The sequence below is a fragment of the Roseiconus lacunae genome (genome assembly GCF_008312935.1).
GTDB classification, from domain to species: domain Bacteria; phylum Planctomycetota; class Planctomycetia; order Pirellulales; family Pirellulaceae; genus Stieleria; species Stieleria lacunae.
Map to the genome: position 1 here is coordinate 367,663 of NZ_VSZO01000079.1, position 18,567 is coordinate 386,229.

12 protein-coding genes and 1 tRNA gene are annotated in these 18,567 nt (G+C 56.0%); 2 read left to right on the forward strand and 11 right to left on the reverse strand.

The annotated features are described in order from the left end of the window. From tkt to FYC48_RS27015, 6 genes are all read right to left on the reverse strand, one after another. Positions 1-2,046, reverse strand: a complete 2,046-nt coding sequence (gene tkt, locus FYC48_RS26990; protein ID WP_149499893.1) for a transketolase — start codon at positions 2,044-2,046, stop codon at positions 1-3. A gap of 256 nt (positions 2,047-2,302) precedes the next feature. Next, positions 2,303-4,213, reverse strand: coding sequence for a methyltransferase (locus tag FYC48_RS26995; RefSeq protein ID WP_149499894.1), 1,911 nt, complete (start codon positions 4,211-4,213; stop codon positions 2,303-2,305). 11 nt (positions 4,214-4,224) lie between these two features. After that, on the reverse strand, positions 4,225-5,004 hold the full coding sequence (locus FYC48_RS27000; protein WP_315853790.1) for a class I SAM-dependent methyltransferase: 780 nt from the start codon (positions 5,002-5,004) through the stop codon (positions 4,225-4,227). After that, on the reverse strand, positions 5,001-6,206 hold the full coding sequence (locus tag FYC48_RS27005; protein ID WP_149499895.1) for a DUF3419 family protein: 1,206 nt from the start codon (positions 6,204-6,206) through the stop codon (positions 5,001-5,003). Before FYC48_RS27005 ends, FYC48_RS27000 begins: the two co-directional genes overlap by 4 nt. After that, positions 6,203-7,150 carry a UDP-2,3-diacylglucosamine diphosphatase gene (locus FYC48_RS27010; RefSeq protein ID WP_149499896.1) on the reverse strand — a complete coding sequence of 316 codons (948 nt, stop codon included), beginning with the start codon at positions 7,148-7,150 and terminating at the stop codon, positions 6,203-6,205. Before FYC48_RS27010 ends, FYC48_RS27005 begins: the two co-directional genes overlap by 4 nt. Before the next feature lie 465 nt (positions 7,151-7,615). Further along, positions 7,616-9,265, reverse strand: coding sequence for a serine/threonine protein kinase (locus FYC48_RS27015; protein ID WP_149499897.1), 1,650 nt, complete (start codon positions 9,263-9,265; stop codon positions 7,616-7,618). A 330-nt stretch (positions 9,266-9,595) separates the two neighbouring features. On the opposite strand from FYC48_RS27015, the gene FYC48_RS27020 reads away from it, so the two are divergent. Then, on the forward strand, positions 9,596-10,711 hold the full coding sequence (locus FYC48_RS27020) for a cytochrome c family protein (protein WP_235034458.1): 1,116 nt from the start codon (positions 9,596-9,598) through the stop codon (positions 10,709-10,711). Between the two features lie 5 nt (positions 10,712-10,716). On the opposite strand, the gene FYC48_RS27025 is transcribed toward FYC48_RS27020, so the two are convergent. From FYC48_RS27025 to csrA, 4 genes are all read right to left on the reverse strand, one after another. Beyond that, positions 10,717-12,057 carry a beta-ketoacyl synthase N-terminal-like domain-containing protein gene (locus FYC48_RS27025; protein WP_149499898.1) on the reverse strand — a complete coding sequence of 447 codons (1,341 nt, stop codon included), beginning with the start codon at positions 12,055-12,057 and terminating at the stop codon, positions 10,717-10,719. A gap of 127 nt (positions 12,058-12,184) precedes the next feature. Next, positions 12,185-13,315, reverse strand: coding sequence for an N-acetyltransferase (locus FYC48_RS27030; RefSeq protein ID WP_149499899.1), 1,131 nt, complete (start codon positions 13,313-13,315; stop codon positions 12,185-12,187). Positions 13,316-13,427: 112 nt separating this feature from the next. Continuing rightward, a tRNA-Glu gene (locus tag FYC48_RS27035) sits at positions 13,428-13,500 on the reverse strand. 217 nt (positions 13,501-13,717) lie between these two features. Beyond that, positions 13,718-13,912: a carbon storage regulator CsrA gene (csrA, locus tag FYC48_RS27040; protein WP_149499900.1), complete on the reverse strand. Its 195-nt coding sequence runs from the start codon at positions 13,910-13,912 to the stop codon at positions 13,718-13,720. A gap of 388 nt (positions 13,913-14,300) precedes the next feature. Here csrA and FYC48_RS28045 point away from each other — a divergent pair, with 388 nt between their 5' ends. Further along, positions 14,301-14,522 carry a hypothetical protein gene (locus tag FYC48_RS28045; protein ID WP_160149796.1) on the forward strand — a complete coding sequence of 74 codons (222 nt, stop codon included), beginning with the start codon at positions 14,301-14,303 and terminating at the stop codon, positions 14,520-14,522. Positions 14,523-14,763: 241 nt separating this feature from the next. Here the strand turns inward: FYC48_RS28045 and FYC48_RS27045 are convergent, their stop codons facing one another. Then, positions 14,764-17,766, reverse strand: a complete 3,003-nt coding sequence (locus FYC48_RS27045) for a hypothetical protein (protein WP_408014881.1) — start codon at positions 17,764-17,766, stop codon at positions 14,764-14,766. Between the last annotated feature and the right edge of the window lie 801 nt (positions 17,767-18,567).

Consider the following 18,567-nt stretch of genomic DNA (forward strand, 5'->3'; position numbering starts at 1 on the left):
TCAGCCGCCGGCCGCTTTGACAACTGCTTCGGCGGTGATGCCGAAGTGCTCATAAACCAACGCGTAGGGGCCACTGGCACCGTAGCCGTCCATGCCGATGAACTTGCCTTCGAATCCCAGCCAGCGATCCCAGCTCATTCGTAGGCCCGCTTCTACGGCGACACGCTTCGTGACCTCGGGTGGCAAAACTTGGTTTTGATACTCGCTGCTTTGTGCGGCGAACAGGTCCAAGCAAGGCATGCTGACGATGCGGACTTTCTTGCCGGCTTCGGTCAGTTTCTCAGCCGCAGTGACGCAAAGGTTCAGCTCGCTGCCGCTGCCCATCAAGATCACATCGGGAGTGCCTTCGCAGTCCGATAGGATGTAGCCGCCTTTGGCACAGCCTTCGGCCGATGCGTACTTGGTTCGGCACAAGGTCGGCATGTTTTGACGGGAAAGAACCATCGCGGCGGGGTGGTCACTGATGAGCATTGCCGTCCGGTAGCATTCGGCGACTTCGTTAGCGTCGCCGGGACGGAATACGTTCAGTCCGGGGATGGCGCGGCAAGCCGTCAGGTGTTCGATCGGTTGGTGCGTCGGTCCGTCTTCGCCGACGCCGATCGAGTCGTGCGTCAGGATGTACAGCGTGGGCTGGTGCATGATCGAAGACAATCGCATGCCACCACGCATGTAGTCGGTGAAGACAAAGAACGTCGCCGCGTAGCCGCGTAGGCCTGACAAGCAGAGCCCATTGACGGCACCGGCCATCGCGTGTTCGCGGATTCCGAAGTGCAGGTTGCGACCGCCGTAGCTGCCCGGCAAGAATTCGCCGGCGCCTTCGAACTTCAGATCGCTCTTGTTACTCGGGGCCAAGTCGGCAGAACCACCGATCATGAAAGGAACGTTCTTCGCGATTGCGTTGAGAACCTTGCCGCTGCTGTTTCGTGTCGCATCGCCCTTTTCGGAGGCTTCGAAGACGGGAATGTCTGCGTCCCAGCCGGCGGGAAGTTTGCCGGAGAAGACGGCTTCCAGTTCGGCCGCTTGCTTCGGGTTGGCGGCTTTGTAAGACGACCAGACCGAGTCCCATTGCGAGTAATCGCTCTCACCGCGTTTGCCCAAGTTGTTATCAAAGTGCTCGACAACTCCCTCGGGGATATGGAACTTCTCTTCCGGTGGGAAGCCGTATGCCTTCTTGGTCAATTCGACTTCGTCCCAACCCAGTGGAGCACCGTGCGCTCCATGTGTATTGGCCTTGTTAGGCGAGCCCCAAGCGATCACCGTTTTACAGATGATGATGGTTGGCTTGTCCTTGCAGGCCTTGAACTGTTCAATCGCGTCGGCAAGGTTCGAGAGGGTGTTGACGTCAGAAACGTGAATGACGTTCCAGCCCAAGCCTTCGAAGCGTTTGCCAACGTCTTCGGAGAACGAGATATCCGTGTCGCCTTCGATGGTGATTTTGTTGTCGTCGTAGATCCAGCAAAGGTTGTCTAGCTTGAGGTGCCCGCCCAGCGACGCCGCTTCGCACGCGACGCCTTCCATCAGGTCGCCATCGCTGCACAACGCGTACACGTTGTAATCAAACAATTTGTGGTCGTCGGTATTGTAGGTTTCAGCCAGCCACTTTTGAGCCATCGCCATCCCGACGCTGTTGCTGACGCCAGCACCCAGAGGGCCGGTGGTCGTTTCGATACCTGCGGCTTCGGCGTACTCGGGGTGACCCGCGCAAACGCTTCCGATTTGACGGAAGTTCTTGATGTCGTCCAGCTTAATTGACAATTCGTCCAGGACGTTGCCATCCTTGTCGGTGGCTTTCACACCTGCCAAATGCAAGACGCTGTACAACAGCATCGAAGCGTGTCCGCATGACAAAACAAAGCGATCGCGATTAGGCCAGTTTGGATGGCTCGGATCGTATTGCATCGTGTGGTTGAACAGTTGATACGCGATCGGCGCCAGCGCCATGGGCGTGCCAGGGTGACCGCTGTTAGCAGTCTGAACCGCGTCCATACTGAGCGTACGGATGGTGTCGACGGCAAGGGTATCGATATCGGTCGATGCAACACTCATTGGCGTATATTTATTGATGCTAAGAGGGGGACGAAATTGACTCGCTAATTTCCCAAAAGGGTAGCGTTCTTGCCCCATTTTCGGAAGGGACGTAACCCTGAACCTACGCGAATGCAACCCGAATATCGGCCCAATGCGGTCGGAAACGCCGTCAACAATCGGGCTCAATGCGTCCCAGTGACCGTGCGGAATCGATTCGAGCAGAATTTGCGAAAACCCGCCAGAACGCCCAGTTTTCCATCACATGGGCTCGCGATCACTTCGACCGCTGAGTTTGGGCCAATTGCCGGTAGACGACGATTTCCTGAAGCAACACGATTGCGTAACAAACCAAATGTCCGACGATCAGCCAGCCAAACTCGGTTCGGAACTCTTCGATCAATGCGGTCGACGCGATCGCAATTACCGCGCCGACGATCATTGGATGCGAGATCACTCCGAACGGGGCCTTTGCGATTCGTGCCGGAGGTTCGAGCCCCAGTTCGGACGAATAAAGGGTTCGCGTCATGCCTAGCACTTTCGCCGCCCAGCCGGCGAGCGAGAATCCGCCGACGATTCCGCAAGCGGCAAGGATTTCTTGCGTTTGTAGTAAACCCCCGCCATGTGATCTCCCGCCGAACGCGGTCCAGCCGCATAGCAGCAGCAGTTGCGACATGGAGAGCGATTTAAAGAACATTGCGTCGCGACGAAACCGCGCGAACGCGATGTTTCGTCTTTCGTGCAACGTGCCAATATAGATCGCATAGTGCACAAAGCTGGTTGCGGCGGCAAAACATGCCACGCCTGCCGAGTGCGAAATCAAGCCAACGACAACCGAAAGCAATCCGATTAGGACGACGTAAAACAGATTGGTCCATCCGATGTGTTGGACCGTCAACTCAAAGATTTTTGTCCATGCGAGGACCCAGCGGGCTTTGATCGCCGCGGTCCAACTGTTGGGATCAATGGTCTGAAGGAACAACGCCCGCGCTTTGATGTCGTAGGTTGTCGTCAACCATTCGAGCATGCCGCCGTATTTGCGACATGTTTTTGGATAGGCGACGAAGTGCAACTTCAGGTTGATCCGTGGTTCGCGTTGTTCCGTATTGTGCTCGCGGGTGATGTAGTGCAGTTCTCGATTAAAGTCAAACATCGCCGCATCCCCGTATTCCAAGCGATAGCTGACCGGTTGCCGTGCTGAAAGTCCTGCCATCGGATAGTGCGTCGTCACTTCTAAGTTTTCGTTAAGTGCCAGCATGCAACGATAGAGCGATGCCCCGGGGTAGACGGACCATGGTCCGTCGACGTGCCCCATGTAGAACACGGTATCGGAGGAGACTTTCTTGGGGGGGCCGGTCACATAGACTTCGTTCATTCCGAGTGCCGGTTTAACTTCGTAGCCGGTACCATGAAAGCGTTCGATGGTGCGCATCAACTGTGGGTTCTCGCTTAATCGCGAGAACGCTTCACCGGCTTCGCCGTCGAGGTCGTGCTGCCACCAGTGCGTGCTCGATTCCAAAGTCGGCGTTCGCTTCCGAACCCAATCGAGCAGAAGATCGAAGTCGCGTCGGTACTGATCCGGACAAAGCTTTGTTGTGAGGACCGCCTGGCGCGCGACCACGATTCGCAGCGGGCAACTCTTTCGACGTGTCGCCGAGATGATCAACAGGGGAAGCAACAAAATCGTATGATCGACGAATTCTTTAATCCAACCGTTCGACGATCGGTAACTGCTTTGGAAGGTCGCTTCACCGGTAACCCAATGTGCCGCTTCTTGACCGAGAAAGCCGACGGCCAGCAAGACCAAGCCTAGGACCGGTTGGTCGGGAACAAGCCAACCGACGGTCGCCATCGCCGCGATCAAGATTGCACTGACTAAAGACAAACTTAGGGGGGCCAGAGCCGCGATCCAAACCGTATGGGCGATCGCGATCGAAATCATCGCGACTGGATGAATCCAGCTAACCATCAGGTACACGCCGATGATCGCCATCGGCGTGGTGAGGCAATGTAACGCCACATTCAACGGGCGAGCATGATAGCGGATGAAACCTCGACAAACGCTTACGAACGAAGAATACTCAGCCGGTGAATGATGAGGGTTTCGAGGTGCGGTCGCGGAGCGTTCGACGCGTGTGCCGGGATTCGACGTCGCGATGGAATCGACGGTCGCTGTATCAGATGTCATAACAAACGGCTTCAGGAAGCCGCCTCGGCCTTTCGTCCAATGAAAGTGTAGTACGGCGCGCGAATCAAAGGCATGTAAGGAACCTTGCCGAATCGCTCGCTGAAACTGCCCACTTGAAAATAGTGTTCCAACATCGCCGGGTGATCCGAACTGAGATAAACTCCGTCCGCCGAAAACCAGTTGGTCCAAAACAGTCGCGCCAAGGACGAGTGTCTGCGATGTCCCACGTCAGGGTACTTCCGAGACACATAAAAGTCTGCGACCGCGATCGTACCACCGGGCTTGAGAATGCGATGTGCTAACTCGATCGCCGCAAACCAGTTTGGGATCATAGTGAGTGAATAAAAGAACGTCACGATATCAACGCTTTCGGCTGGAAGATTCAGCATCGTCGCATCGGCATGCAAGCAGGACGCGTTTTCGATTCGGCGCTCCTTCAGTTTTTCGCCGGCGACGTTTAGCATCGATTGCGATAAATCGACGAGCAAGACTTGCTTGAGGTCCGTCAATCGATCGGCCACTTGCAACACATTGCGACCGGTGCCGGCACCCATATCCACCCATGACATGCCCGGGCTGAATTGAAGGTGTTCGAGCACATCATCTCGGCCGTGTAGCAACCGCTCCCGAAAGGAGTCGTAATCGCCGGCCTGGCCTCCGTAGAAGCTCTCTAGGCGGTCTTCGTGCGTCCTGCCTTTGACCGGGTGCAGCATCAAATGCCAGAGCACACGCAGGTCCGAAAGTCGCCCCTTCGCCGATGCGGCGTGATTGATCGGTGCCGATTCGCTCACGCCGCTGCCCCAATTAGATCTGCGATGTAGAAGCTGCCGTAGGTATGGACGCGATCGGTTTGATGCAAGCGGTTGGCTAAGTCATCTTGGTAACGCAGCAAATCCCCGACGCGGGTCTCCCTTCCTTCGGCCGCGATGACCAAAGGGTCGACAAAGTCAACTTCAAGAGCCGCACTGCGCCAAAGAATACGAGCCTCGGGGGTGGCACTTTCGATAATGCGTTGCCATTCGGCGGACAGTGATTGCGGATGATGTTCGTACAACCAGTCCATATGGTCGAGCAAGACGAACCGTGAAATCAAACCATCATGTGAGCTTAAAAACGACTCGACCGTCTTGGTGTGTGTGGAGATGCGGTCGGCCAAGCCATTCGCCAAGGAGTTGAAACCGGCTTCGGTCAGATAGTCCGGACAGCAGTCTCGCGCGTAGCTGCCAGTCAGGTAAACTCGCCAAAAGTAGTTGTCGTGAAGCGGAATCCGGGTGAAGACGTGTTCGATCCGATCCTGGATAAACTTGCCGATCCCTCCCGGGTAACCACGGTCAAGTTGCAGGCGCTGGCTTCGCGGTACGCCAAGCATCGCCATCACACTGTCACGCCGTAGGGCCCAACGCATCGGGCGTGAGAAAAGCATCTTTTCGACGCCACGATCGCGATAGATTTTTGCTTGCTCCTCGACTGTTTCAGCCTTCAAGATTTCATGGACGGCTTCACGTAGGCCACGGGGGCGGTCGATGTAGCCGTTGATCATCCAGGCAAATAATCCCGAGGTACCGCGAAAGTAAAAACTTCTTCGCCGGCCGCTTCCATCGAAGAAGTTCTGACGTTTATCCCAGATCGACGCGACGTCGGCAGTCAAATGGGGGCGTACTTGATTGCGATATAAGGTCGCCCAGCCGGTGTGAAACCCTCGCCCGAATACTTGGAAAAAGTCGTCGAACTGCAGCGATTTGATCGCCGCCTTCTTAAGTTCCAACAGAGCGTTTTGCAGCGGGTTCATGTCGACCGCATGAACCGCTTGAGGATCTTGCAGTGCGTAATCGAGTGCGTTGCATCCAGCCGACGTGATCACGAGAACCGAATCTTCGCGGGTCAATTGCAAAGCTTCACGATCGAGACGCGGATCTTCCCAGCAAGTGTTGTAGACTAGATTGCGACCATGGATCGCAGAAAAGCAACGTTGTCCTATCCAATTTCGAATCATGCGACAGACATCTCCATTTGCTCCAAGTTCCGATTCTCGGGCGTTTGTGTGAGTTCCAGGGTTTGGTGCTTTCCGTAGCGACTGACCAACTGCAACGCACCATCATGATGCTCAACAATTCCGGTGCAGTTCTCGACCCAGTCGCCGGTATTAAAATAAAACGAGTCCGCCGAACGCTTCAGCATCGGCGTGTGGATGTGGCCGCAGATCACTCCGTCACATTCTTTTTGTGAGGCATGATTCATGATCTTGCGCTCATAACGGCTGATAAACTTGACGCCCCGTTTGACACGCCCTTTGATCGCCGCGCAGGCACCGTAGGGATTGCGGTGGTCGCCGAGGAAACGACGCTGCACCCATCGGTTGAAACTGAGGCAGGCGTCGTAAAACGCCGAACTGCCCTTGGAGATCCACTGTGCACGCGTTTCGAAAAGATCAAACAGGTCACCGTGGATGACAAGCATTCGGTAGCCATGGAGAGTTTCGAAGACAAACTCATCGGCAATGTTGACGTGGGGAAACCCTGCCGGGAGCAGCGACCGGAATGCTGGCCCTCTTAAAAACGAATCGTGATTCCCCGATGCGTAGTGGATTCGTGTGCCTTGATCGACCAGTTCAACAAGGTGCTTGATGATTCGGTCGCAATGTTCCGGCCAGTGCCACCCGGAGTTGATTTTCCAAGCGTCGATGAAGTCACCGATCAGATACAAATCATCCGGACGATAGCCCGTGATGAATTTGAAAAATTCTTCGGTCCGTGCATGTTTGCAGCCCAGGTGAACATCGCTGACGAGCAGCGTGCGAACGGACTTTGGCCCCGAATCCGGCTTCGCCGTGACCGGCGCCTTTGACACCGGGACCGTCGCTGGATTCGGTAACACGGCCGTGGTTGGCGCGGTGGTAGATGGGGAATCACCAATCGCCGCCGGCGTTTCTAAACGCATGGCACCTGCCCCTCTCCTTCATGGAGGTGTAAGTAGAGTGTCTTACGGATTGGTGCAGAGCATAGCGATCGATTGTTGATATCTTGTTAATACACCAAACAGGTTGCCGTAAGAAATGGTGTTGAAAACATCATCTTCACGAGCCCCATCGTCGCTTGACGGGACAGGTCTATTCATGCCGCTCGTGCTCCGTCTAGACCCAATGCTCGGTTTTGGCTCGTCAGCCGACGGGCGTTAGCCCCGGTTATTGCACCGAAACCGTGGCTAACGCCATGCGGCTAATCCTAAAACCAAAGGTTGGCGAGGCACGAGAGAACAACTCGCATTTGAAGTCGCTACGAATCGTATTTCACCAGCACAGAAGTAGGCTTCCCAGACGCCGGAAATGCATCAATGAGGTCTGTTGCCGCCAGCCGAACTGATGCGGCATGAGAAAGAAAGCGACGGTGAGCGTTTGCCGGTACGTTACTCTTGAAGTTTGTCGGCAAGCTTGGATTGGGCGACGTCGATCAGCGGTTTTAGGTCCGAATTGTCGCCGTATAGTTCGACAAGGCTGTACCAAATATTTCGTGCTTCGACCACGCGTCCTTCGGCCAGAAATTGATCGGCTTCATCCAATCGATTTTGCACGATCTTACGGGCATCGCTGTCCTTGCCGGCCTGGTCCTTCAGGATCGCGATCTTATAGCGAGCGGCGTTGACGGCGGTTTCGTATTCCGCATCTTCGCCCAGGACCGTTACCATGCTGCGGTACTTGTCGATCGCTTCGGCAAAGTCGCCATTGTTTTCATACGCTTGGGCTTGCTTATGTAGCAGTTCGCCTTGGTTTTTGATCGGGAGGTTATTTTTAATTTTCACTTTCAACTGATGCAGAAACTGAATCACGTTGATCCGATCGATCTGCTGTTGAGCCCATTCGGCGTTGGGGCTATCGGGAAAGCGAACGATTAATTGACGCAGTGGATGACTTTCCGCTTCGGCAAGCGCCGAGCGCGTGTCGATCGCGATTAAATTTTCCGCTTGTTTGCGTAGCGTGGCTTCACTGGCCGGCCATGCGACGTAGGCCAGCAGGATTAAGATCGCAACTAGGCCACCGATCAAAAACCAAGGCTGGTCATGCCAAACCGTAGCGTCGGGGATCTCGTCGTCGTCTTCCTCGATCGCTTTCAGGTCGACGACATCCCGACCGAGTAGCTTGCGTGCTTCATCCTTATCTTGCTGGTTGGTCACCTGCAGCGGACTGAATCCGCTGCTGACGTGTTCGGCCACCCCGGCTCGTGAGAGCGATCGTTTCCGAACCTCGGCCAACTGCAGCTTGACTGCCGTTGCCGATGGCGGTCGATTGACCGGATCTTTCTCGAGTAACTGCATGATCAGTTTGTCAAACCAGACGGGACACTGCAGAACGATGCTCGCCGGTGACTCGGGAATCTCGGACTGCACCGCGGCGCGAACTTGTTCGATCGAGTCGCCTTGGATAGGAAGGCGTCCGGTGATGGCGTGATATAACAGCGCACCGAACGCATACAGGTCGGACGCCGGGGTGCATTGATCGGCGGCGCCGGCGACACCCGGTGCGGCAAGTTCGGGGGCTTGTCGGGCGACTAGATCCAGGCTTGGCGGACGTGAGGTGCGAAAGGGGGAACCAAAGCGATCCAGACGCAGATCGACCAACACCGGTGCGAAGCCCGCGACGACGATTTTGTCGGGAACGATTGCCCCGTGCGAAACGTTTTGGCTGTGCAGGTACTCGAGCGCTTCGGCGATCGCTTGGCCGACCTCCAGGGCATTCTCCCAACTCAATCGACCGTTGCGTTCGATTTGCGTGGCCAGCGTTTCGCCCTCGATCAATTCGTAGGCGAGGTATGCGTCGGCATCTTCGAATCCGCCGCCATAGCAGCGTGCCAGCCCCGGATGGGAAAGCAGTTTTAGTCGTTCCCATTCGTCGGCAAACGCTTGCCGGGCTTCGGGGGTACCACCAAAGGGGGCACTGAATACCTTTACCGCAACGGCTTTTTTTTGCTGCACATGGATCGCACGCCATACCGAACTGGTCGAGGGATGGTCTCCCAGTTTGGACTCGATGGCTAACGGACCAAGTCGGCTACGCGGCATTGCGGATCTTTTAAAAGGTAAGTCTTAACAGGTATGGCAGAAACCGCGCGGTCGGTTCACGGTGTCGTTGGCACGGTGCGGTTAGCACTGGGCGATCTTACGTCGTGAAATTGCCGAACCGTGGCGAACACGAATGGGCTCGTCCCGAGTTTGGATTTTGACGAGGCTCTAGCATAGACGCAATTCAATGCATTGTGGATGTGTGGCGGCAAGACGGATCGTCTGGCGGCATCGAGTGGTTCTGCAGGGGGTGTTCGGACAGCGGATCTCGCGCGTGGCAGAGCTGATGGGAATCACAGAAGGCCCTGCCAACTGTGAGCTACGTTTTCGATGTCTATCAGTTCGAACGTTGCTCGACCGCAAGCCCACTCTCTGCCCGTCATGCATTGCTTACACTCGTTTCCGCGTTTGCCGCGCGTTTTTTCGATCGTCTTTATCGCCGCGGTCGTTTCCCAATCCGCCGTTGTCGCGCAGACGAACTGGATTTCGGCGAAAGCAGGAAAGACGGACTTTCAACTACATCCGGCAAAACCGGTTGATCCTAGTTTGGTGCTCGGCAACGAATCGTGTGTCAAATGTCATGCCCCCGAAATCACCGTTTGGAAGGCGACACCCCACGCAAAGACATTTGATCAACTGCACCGACAGCCCGAAGCCAAGCAAATCGCTGCGAAGTTGGGATTGCGATCGATTAAGCACTCCGGCCGCTGCGTCGCTTGTCACTACACGCAACAATCCGCCCCGCGTGAAAGTCCGCACGTGATCGCCGGGGTGTCGTGTGAGTCTTGTCACGGTGAAGCGAAGCACTGGGTTGACGTGCATCATGACTACGGCGGTCCCAATATCTCTCGCCTCGCCGAGTCGGCTGGGCACAAGGCCGATCGGATTGCCAAGAGTGTTGCCGCCGGTATGCGGAATCCAGTGAATGCCTATTTGGTTGCCCAAAGCTGTTTGCGCTGTCACACGACGGCTGATGAAGAACTGGTCAACGTCGGTGGGCACTCCGCCGGTTCGCTTGACTTTGAATTTGTCTCTTGGAGCCAGGGGACCATTCGGCACAATTTCGTCGCCAGTGAAGGCAGATCAAACGCGACGCGATCGAGCGAAAAACTTCGTGTGATGTTTGTCGCCGGGATGATCGCGGAACTGGAAGCGTCCCTTCGGGCGACCGCCGTCGCCACCGAAAAAGCAACCTTCGGTATCACATCCGCACAGCGAGCGAGCCGGGCGACCAAACGGATACAAAGCGTGGCGCAAAAAGTCGATGAGCCGATTCTGAGCGAGATTTTGGAGGTCGTCGCGAGCGTCAAGCTGAAACTGAACAACCAAGATCAACTCACCCAAGCCGCCGACCGCGTCGCAAAGCTAGGGTTTCGGTTCGCGGAGAAGAACGACGGAACAAACCTTAGCGCACTCGATCCTTTCGTTCCCAAGGGACGCAAGTAAGCACGCTACTTGCCCAACACCACCGCCGTCGCACTACCTTCGGTGGTGTGTGTGACCACTAGGACCACTCCGGCTTCGAGGTCGGTCGCCTTGGCGGAGAGTTTGACGTCGGCGTCGAGCGTCGCATGCAGGGCCGGCGGGATTTGCTTATTGGCCAAAATCAGTGTTCCCGTTGCGATCTCCATCATTCCCGATGCGGCACCGGTGTGGCCGACCGAAGCGATCACGGGAAGGACCGGGGCAGAGATGTCGCATTGCCGAAACGCTTCTGCTTCGCCGGCGTCGACTTGGCGATCACCCATGGCATGCGAAACCACCACGGCGACATCGGACGCCGACACATCGGCTTGGCCTAAAGCGGCTTCGATCGCGGATCGGATTGCGCTCGCTGCGTTTCGCGACTGGTTGGGATTCAATGAATTGTCTCGATCGAATCCTCTCATCGCCGCAGTGGGCGCGAATCGCGAAGCGACCCCAAGGATACGAGCGAGCACGTTTGCACCGCGGTCATGGGCATGACGATCAGTCTCGATGATCACTGAAGCGGCACCTTCCCCGCCGACAACGCCGGTCGCACGAGGGTCAAAGGGACGCGACGCGTCAGAGACGGCGTGTTCACCGCGATTGACGGTCGGCAGATCACCGGTGTATGCCATTCGCATGGAAGCGATACGGGTGCCCGTCGCGCCGACCATGCTGATATCCGCGATCCCACGATCCAAGTAGGAGCATCCTTCCAACAGCGCCGCCGGTCCTGAGATATCGCCCAAGACCAGCGAGTTGTTTGGCCCCTGTGAATTGATCGAGATCCCGACCTGGCAGGCCGGCATGTTGGGCAGATATTTCAGCATCCATAGCGGGACGACTTCTTTCCGAGCCGCTTCGCCAAACCGGCCAACTCTAACGTCACCATTTTCATCAACGCAGCGGCGGATCGATTCAAGCAATTCGGTCGGCGGGTTGAAATAGATTTCGCCGCCGTAAACGGTGCCCAATCGTTGCGGTGCCACCGTGCCTTCGTCGCTCGCCGGAAGATCATCATCCAGCCCCGCATGTGCGACTGCCAATTGAGCCGACGCGAAGGCAGTTTGGATCTCACGGCACATCACTTTCAACGCTTTCCGTGGACGCACGAACTGTTTCGCTTGGAAATCGACGATCGGGGCGCCGATCCAGACGCCATCTGCCGGATCGCCGTCCGACGGTTTGGCTTCGTCATCGGTGCGGTCCTTGAGCGAACGAATGCCGCTGGTTCGATTCATCAAGGCATCGAAGAACGCTTCGTGACCAATTCCGATCGGGCTGACAATGCCGACTCCAGTAATCACGGCGGGTGGACGTGGCATGGCAATCGGCGAAAAGCAGCGAAAAGACGGACGGTGAAAAACGGTGTGCTATCGGTGCAAACCGTTGACGATCAGCGGCAAGAGTATGAAGCCTGGCGGGGGATGTGACCAGAGGTTGGTTGGGCGATCAGAGCTTGCGATCATAAATCCGCTGAGTCTTCGCCCGCCGCGCCCCGCCGCGTTCGATGGTACCGCGCGAAAGTGAATTGCTCTCCAAGACCCACGAGAATTCGCCCGTCTGGATCCCAAAACGAATCGCATCGGGGAGGATTCGCGCCAGCGTTACCAGCCCGAGCCCCCATTTCTGGTATTCGGGCAATACGTTGGTACTGACCAGTCGTAATCGCGTGATTTTGCGTTTTCCGAGCATCAACTTTAGCCAGCCGAAGGGCAGTAAGTGCCCATTCATCTTTTTCAAGACTTGGTTGTAATCGAGCAATCCGAATCCCGCGCCGACCGGTTCACCGTCGATTTCGGCGATGCTGGTCAATTCAGGAACGATCAACAGTTTCAACTGACCAGCCTGGTGAACCAATTCGTCATCGCTCATTGGGACATATCCCCAGGTGCGTTGAAGCGACTGGTTGTAGATCTTTAAGAACGCCTTGACGTCGGCATCGAAGGTTTTGCGGCTAATCGGGCGACAATTGACTTTGAATCGCTTCGTCGCCTCGTCGATCACGAACTGCAGTTTCGGATCCAAATCATCCAGGTCATCGATGCTCGCGTCATAGCAGAAGAGGTCCTGAGTTTTTTCAAATCCAGCCGCGGTGACCAGCTTTTCGTAATACGGATGGTTGTAGCTGATCAAGAACGTCGGCGGCGAATCGAAACCGTCGACCAACAAGCCGCATTCGTAATTCAGGCTTGGGTTCACCGGACCGCGAACATCGGTCATGCCCTTCTCTGTTAACCAGCGACACGCTTCGTCGAGCAATGCCTTGGCAACCGCTTCGTCGTCAACGCACTCAAAGAATCCGAAGAAGCCACGTTTTTCATTGTGGTAGCGATTGTGGGCATGATTGACGATCGCGAGAACTCGTCCGCAAACCTTACCGTCTTTGGTCGCCAAAAACGCTTGGCATTCGGCGTTGTTGTAAAAAGGATGCTTGCCCGCGAAGGCGCACAGTTGTTTGCGTTCGCCCCATAGCGGCGTCACCCAGTGAGGGTCGTCTCGGTACAATTCCTTCTCAAGCCGCAGGAATGCTCTTTGGTCGCTTCGACTTTCCACTCGGTGGCATTGAATCATTTGGCTCATGGAAATAAGTCGTGAGTGGTGGGGAGTAAAAAAGACAAACCGCACTCTGATGCGAAGGATGAAGGCAAAAAAAAACGTCGCACGGAAATTAAATTCCATGCGACGTTCTTAGTGACCCCTACGGGACTCGAACCCGTGTTACCGCCGTGAAAGGGCGATGTCCTAGACCGCTAGACGAAGGGGCCGGGATGGTGTCAGTTTCGCTGAGAAGCAGTGGCTGACGCCAGTGAGCGGAGTTGTACCGAAGACCACTAAGGACCGTCAAGGGTTCAGAGAAAAACCTGACGAAATTCTAGAGACGCACCCTCCGCAGTGGTGCAACGTCACAGCCCGATCCCGTGATAATGAATTCCAATCGAGTTGAATTCACGTCGGCCGATGCTTAACGCCTGTCTTCTGGTGTTATGCATCGACCGGAGCGTCGCCGGACTCCAGCGATTTTTTGATCGCATCGTAGACTTCGCGGCGGTGCACTGGCACTTCGCGTGGAGCTTCCACCCCGAGGCGAACTTTGTCACCACGGATTTCGACAACAACGATCTTGATGTCGTTGTTGATGACGATACTTTCGTTCTTCTTTCGAGATAAAACCAACATGTTTCAGTCCTTTCGTTAACCGGCCTGAGATTTCTTTATTGGATGCCTACGGTGCGAGTCAGATCGTCCGACGGGAGGGTCACACGGTTCGGGTCGCTGTAGGCCGGTTCAATGTGGGGCTCGTTTGGGAGGTAGAGCCTCCACTCCTACCAACAAACTCTAAAACAAAATTTGTGGCGGTCAAGGAATTCCGACTTGACAAAACTGCTTTTCTAACCTTTTCGCCACCGAATTGTTGCCTTCAACCGTTAAAGTTTCTCAGTTGGGGGGCATTCTGTACAGTTTGGTGACCGTTCACCTCGGGGCTAGACGTTGCAATCAGAACCAAAAATCGCCCCGGTATTTGGCGTCGGACTTCCAACCGGATCGCGTCATCACAGTGTTTTCGATGACGGTTTTCGCCGCGGGGTCTCAACAGATCGAGCGAGCGTATCAAACTCACCCGGTCGACGAACGATACCTAATGCTAATTAGTTTCATTGAATACTACGGGTGCGAGTCTTCATTCTTCATCCGTTGGCCGTCTGTCCCGGTTATCGCAGGGAACCCGGTTTCCCAAGGAGCCGTGGCTAAGGCCATTCGGCAAATGCTGGGCGGGAACCGTGGCTAACGTCAATCGGCTAATGCTGGTCGGGAACCGTGGCGACTAAGGTTGTTCAAAGTTTTAACGTCACGCTATGCAATTGTCCGCGTTCGTCAAGTGCGGGAAATCTTCGGACCGGTTTGGTTTCTCGGGTAAGCCTGATTGTGAAGCAGGTAGCATAACCTCGATCCACATCGGCGCAAAAAAAACGCGGCGGGGCCTTTTGAGGTCCCGCCGCGTCTGGCGTTTCTATTCTTCCAACGATTCGCTAACGATTCGATTGATAACCTGTTTGGGCGAATTCTTCTTCCTCTTGGATGATGATCCGCGGCGTGACCATCAGCATCAAGCTGGTGGCGTCACGTCCAACCGCGACGTTGCGGAACAGTCGGCTGAGGTAAGGAATTTTGCTCAGGACCGGAACGCCACGTTCGGCGCGACCTTCACTCAATCGCTTGATCCCACCGAGTAGGATCGTACCGCCATCGGGGACACTGACGGTCGTGCTGACCGAGGTGAACGCGAAGGTCGGCAATTGAACCGTGGTACCGGTGATGATGTCTTCGGTCTCGTCGGTGTCGACCGCATCATCATCATCGACCACACCGTCACCGTTGGTGTCTTCTTGGTCGGTGCTGCTGCTGCGGGTCGTTCGAGAACCTTCGAAGGTGAAGGTGTCGACGTCACCGATTTGGCTGAAGAACGGTACCAAAGTCATACGGACGAATCGTTTGTCGTCACTGACAATCCCTTGAACGTTCAGCTGCGTACCTTCGTTAAGCACCACGATCACGGGTTGTTGAGCGACGGCGAAGTCACCGACGACCGGTGTGATACTGGTCACGAAGGGGCGTTGCGATTGGTCATTGATCGAAGCGATCTGACCGTCGAACAAGGTCACCTTCGGAGCCTGCATGACGTTCGTTCGTTCGTCACCTTGCGCGGCTTGCAAGAAGAAGAACGCTTCGATGTCTGACAGGATAGCGAATCCGAGCGTGGACAATGATCCTGGGTCGGGAGCACCGAAGGCCGGTGTCACCGATAAGGAGTTGTCCAGTCGAATGTCAAAGTCACTCGTCGGCACACCCAAGCCGGTCAAGCCAACGGTCACACTTGGGCCTTCGTCGTCGCTTGGTAGGTTGGTCACGTTGTCATCGAACTGGACGTCAAAGTCGACGCCGATTTGCTCGAAGAACGTGTCCGACAAAGTGATGAAGCGAACTTCGATCGTGATCTGCAAGTTCTGCAGCGATCGCAGCGATTCGATCAAGTCGACGATCTGGTCATGAACATCACTGGTCGTGCTAACGATCAGACTGAGGTTCTGTTGATAGGGAGCCATCGTGCTGTTACCGCCCAAGGCTTCCCATGTGTCGGGCTGAACCGTCGTTTGAATCAGTTGGATCAACGAATCAAAGTCGGCGAACGCACCACCACCGGCGGCACCGGGAGGATTCTGAGGGCCGAAGCCACCTTGCGATCCCATTGGGCTGTACTGACCGAGCACGCTGGGCGACATCTTCGATGGGCTCATCATGTTCGCTTGGCGGGTGGCCAAGTCGGTCATCGAGACCGGCATCATCTGGACGTCCAGACGTGGGTTGGTCATTTGGTAGGCGGCCCGCAGGGCACCGGCCAAACCGTCGTCATGACTGGAAACAAAGTTCGGAATCGGGGTCACCAAGTCGGCGACTTTGTAGACCCGCGTGACCACATTGGCACGCTTGGCGTCCGCACTGGTGATCTGCAGAACTTCGTTGTTGATCTCGTACGCCAAGTCCAGATCTTGCAGGATCAGATTTAGGGCACTTTTCAGTTCGATCGGGTCTTTCAGTTCCAGCGTCACCGAGGTGTCTTCTTGGACGTTGACGGCCGCCAAGGCGCGACGGTTCAGAACCATCGGGATGCCGGTGACGTCCGACAGGTCCGCGATCACTTCGCCCAACGGACGATTGCGATACTGGACGTTGACTCGCGTCGTCAGCTTTGCCTTGAGCTGTTGCTCTTGGACGGTGCCGAATAGAGAGCTCGAATCTTGGGTGCGTCGGATCGAAAGTTCATGCCAGGATTGTGGATCACGGTTGAACGACATCGGTTGATCGGGATCGTAACCGGCAAATTCTGATGCCGAACGCTCGACTTCCATTAAACCGCCTTGGAAGACTTCTTCCTTGCCGGCTTGGATGTCTCGCATCATTTGATCACGTGACGCGAACCGGCTCTTAAGGAACATGTTCGTCGCGATGGTTGATCCGGGCTTCAGTTCGCCGACTTGTTTGGCGACGACTTCGGCTTCGGCAAAACGCTGATCACGGACCAGTTCGTTGAACGTTTCCACCAAGCTGGAAATCTCTTCGTCGATGCGAATTTCACGAGCGGCTTCGTTCGCCATCTCGGTCCGGACCGCTTCGTTTTGAAGTTCAAGTTCGATTTCCGAACGATTGGTTTCGACGTATTGCTTTTGCTTTTCAAGTTCACGATCGACCATACGGACGAGCGCGGCCTTGTTGGCTTCGGGGACGTTCGAGCCGTCGACGCGCCGTCGCAAGCGATTCAAGCTGTCGAGTGCGTCAAGCGGAGCCGATTCTTTCATCTCGGCGGTCTTGGCGAGTTCGGCAGTGATCTCGCGATACAGTCGCTGCGTCAGTTCTTTGGTTTCCAAGTCGACGCGTTCGATCGCCGTCATCTGGGCTTTCTCGGCGGCGGTCGGCAAACGCTTCGGCTGCAATAATGTCAGCTTGTCTTTAAGCGCGTTGCGTGTCGCTAGGTCGAGTTGGCTTTCGTACTTCCAAGCTTCGACAAAGTACTTGCGAGCGGTTTCTTGATCACCGGCTTGCAAGGCGTTCAGGCCCGCTTGGTAGTCGGCTTGCGGGTCGGCCGCGTTTCCCTGAGGAAGGGGAGCACCGAGTGCTTGAACTTGCTGAACAGCACCGCCTCCGGCCGGAGCGCCGGCTTGGCCTTCGAACAGCATTTGTTTGATGAAACCGGCTTCGTCGCTATCGATCCCACCGGCACCACCGGCGAGGGCGATTTGAGGGTTCAGCGTTCCGGCTCGCTTGGCCGCCGATTCTGCATCCAAGACGAATTCCCACACCCGTGGCTCGCCTGGGGCGAAGGCAGATTCGGGAACGTTCAATTGTTGGGCTTGTCGGGCGAACGTCAGTGCACCTGCCGTGTCTCCACGGTCAAGTGCCAAACGGCCTTGTGCGATCAAACGCAACGCTTCGCCTTTCGCAGTGGCCGGGTTGCCGGCAACCGCAGCTTTGGGCATTGGCAGCGGCTGCACCGCACCGGCTGGCGGGGCGGGCATGCTTAGCAGCCCGGCATCGATACCGGCGATTTGTAGGTCGACGCGAAGCCGAGCGACGTCGGACTTCAGATTCGGATCGACGTTCGCGGCCGACAAGGCGGCGCGATAAAGTTGGACGGCCGATTCGAATTGCTTGGCATCGAGTGCCGCGCGGGCTTGGCTGACAATCGCCTTGCCGTTTTGAACACCGACGGCCGCCGGTGGATGGTTGGGCGCCGAGGCGATCGCCCCTTGCGCGTAAGAAGGAACGGCACTCGTTGCCGCGCCTGAATTTTCTTTGGATGGCAGGTTCAATCCCGGCATCGATAGCTGTGCAGAGACGGTGGACGTCCCTACAAGGCACGCCATCACGGCGGCACCCCAACTCTTGGGGCCAAAAAGTCTTTCGTGGCGTTTCAACGCGACACTCCTTCTTCGCGGTGAGACTTTGTGAATACAAACGTGCTCTCGCCTACGTGCACGAGATCACGACGTCAAACTAGCCCCACGGCACGTCGGTCCAACCGCATCGGACTGACATGGCGCGTGCGTTTCACAACGGCTGAATCCGGAACGACCGCAAAACCATTCCGCCTTCATGCCTGTGAAATGGCTCCGACGCTCGCCGCGATTTTGGGCGGAAGTGCCGGGAGCTAATAGACACGGAAGCGGGGATACGGTCTTTTCAAACCCGGCGTCAAGCTCGTTTGAGCCCGGTTTTTAGCTTTTTTTTGAATTGAAGCACCCGTCGGCAGAGGGCAGCAGGGACTTCAATGAATCTCA

Bases quoted from the DNA above. Each gene is read 5' to 3' on its own strand.
- FYC48_RS26995 (WP_149499894.1), bottom strand. From the start codon at position 4,213: ATGACATCTGATACAGCGACCGTCGATTCCATCGCGACGTCGAATCCC.
- FYC48_RS27020 (WP_235034458.1), top strand. From the start codon at position 9,596: ATGTCTATCAGTTCGAACGTTGCTCGACCGCAAGCCCACTCTCTGCCC.
- FYC48_RS27005 (WP_149499895.1), bottom strand. From the start codon at position 6,206: ATGATTCGAAATTGGATAGGACAACGTTGCTTTTCTGCGATCCATGGT.
- tkt (WP_149499893.1), bottom strand. From the start codon at position 2,046: ATGAGTGTTGCATCGACCGATATCGATACCCTTGCCGTCGACACCATC.
- FYC48_RS28045 (WP_160149796.1), top strand. From the start codon at position 14,301: ATGACGGTTTTCGCCGCGGGGTCTCAACAGATCGAGCGAGCGTATCAA.
- csrA (WP_149499900.1), bottom strand. From the start codon at position 13,912: ATGTTGGTTTTATCTCGAAAGAAGAACGAAAGTATCGTCATCAACAAC.
- FYC48_RS27030 (WP_149499899.1), bottom strand. From the start codon at position 13,315: ATGAGCCAAATGATTCAATGCCACCGAGTGGAAAGTCGAAGCGACCAA.
- FYC48_RS27015 (WP_149499897.1), bottom strand. From the start codon at position 9,265: ATGCCGCGTAGCCGACTTGGTCCGTTAGCCATCGAGTCCAAACTGGGA.
- FYC48_RS27025 (WP_149499898.1), bottom strand. From the start codon at position 12,057: ATGCCACGTCCACCCGCCGTGATTACTGGAGTCGGCATTGTCAGCCCG.
- FYC48_RS27010 (WP_149499896.1), bottom strand. From the start codon at position 7,150: ATGCGTTTAGAAACGCCGGCGGCGATTGGTGATTCCCCATCTACCACC.
- FYC48_RS27045 (WP_408014881.1), bottom strand. From the start codon at position 17,766: ATGCCCAAAGCTGCGGTTGCCGGCAACCCGGCCACTGCGAAAGGCGAA.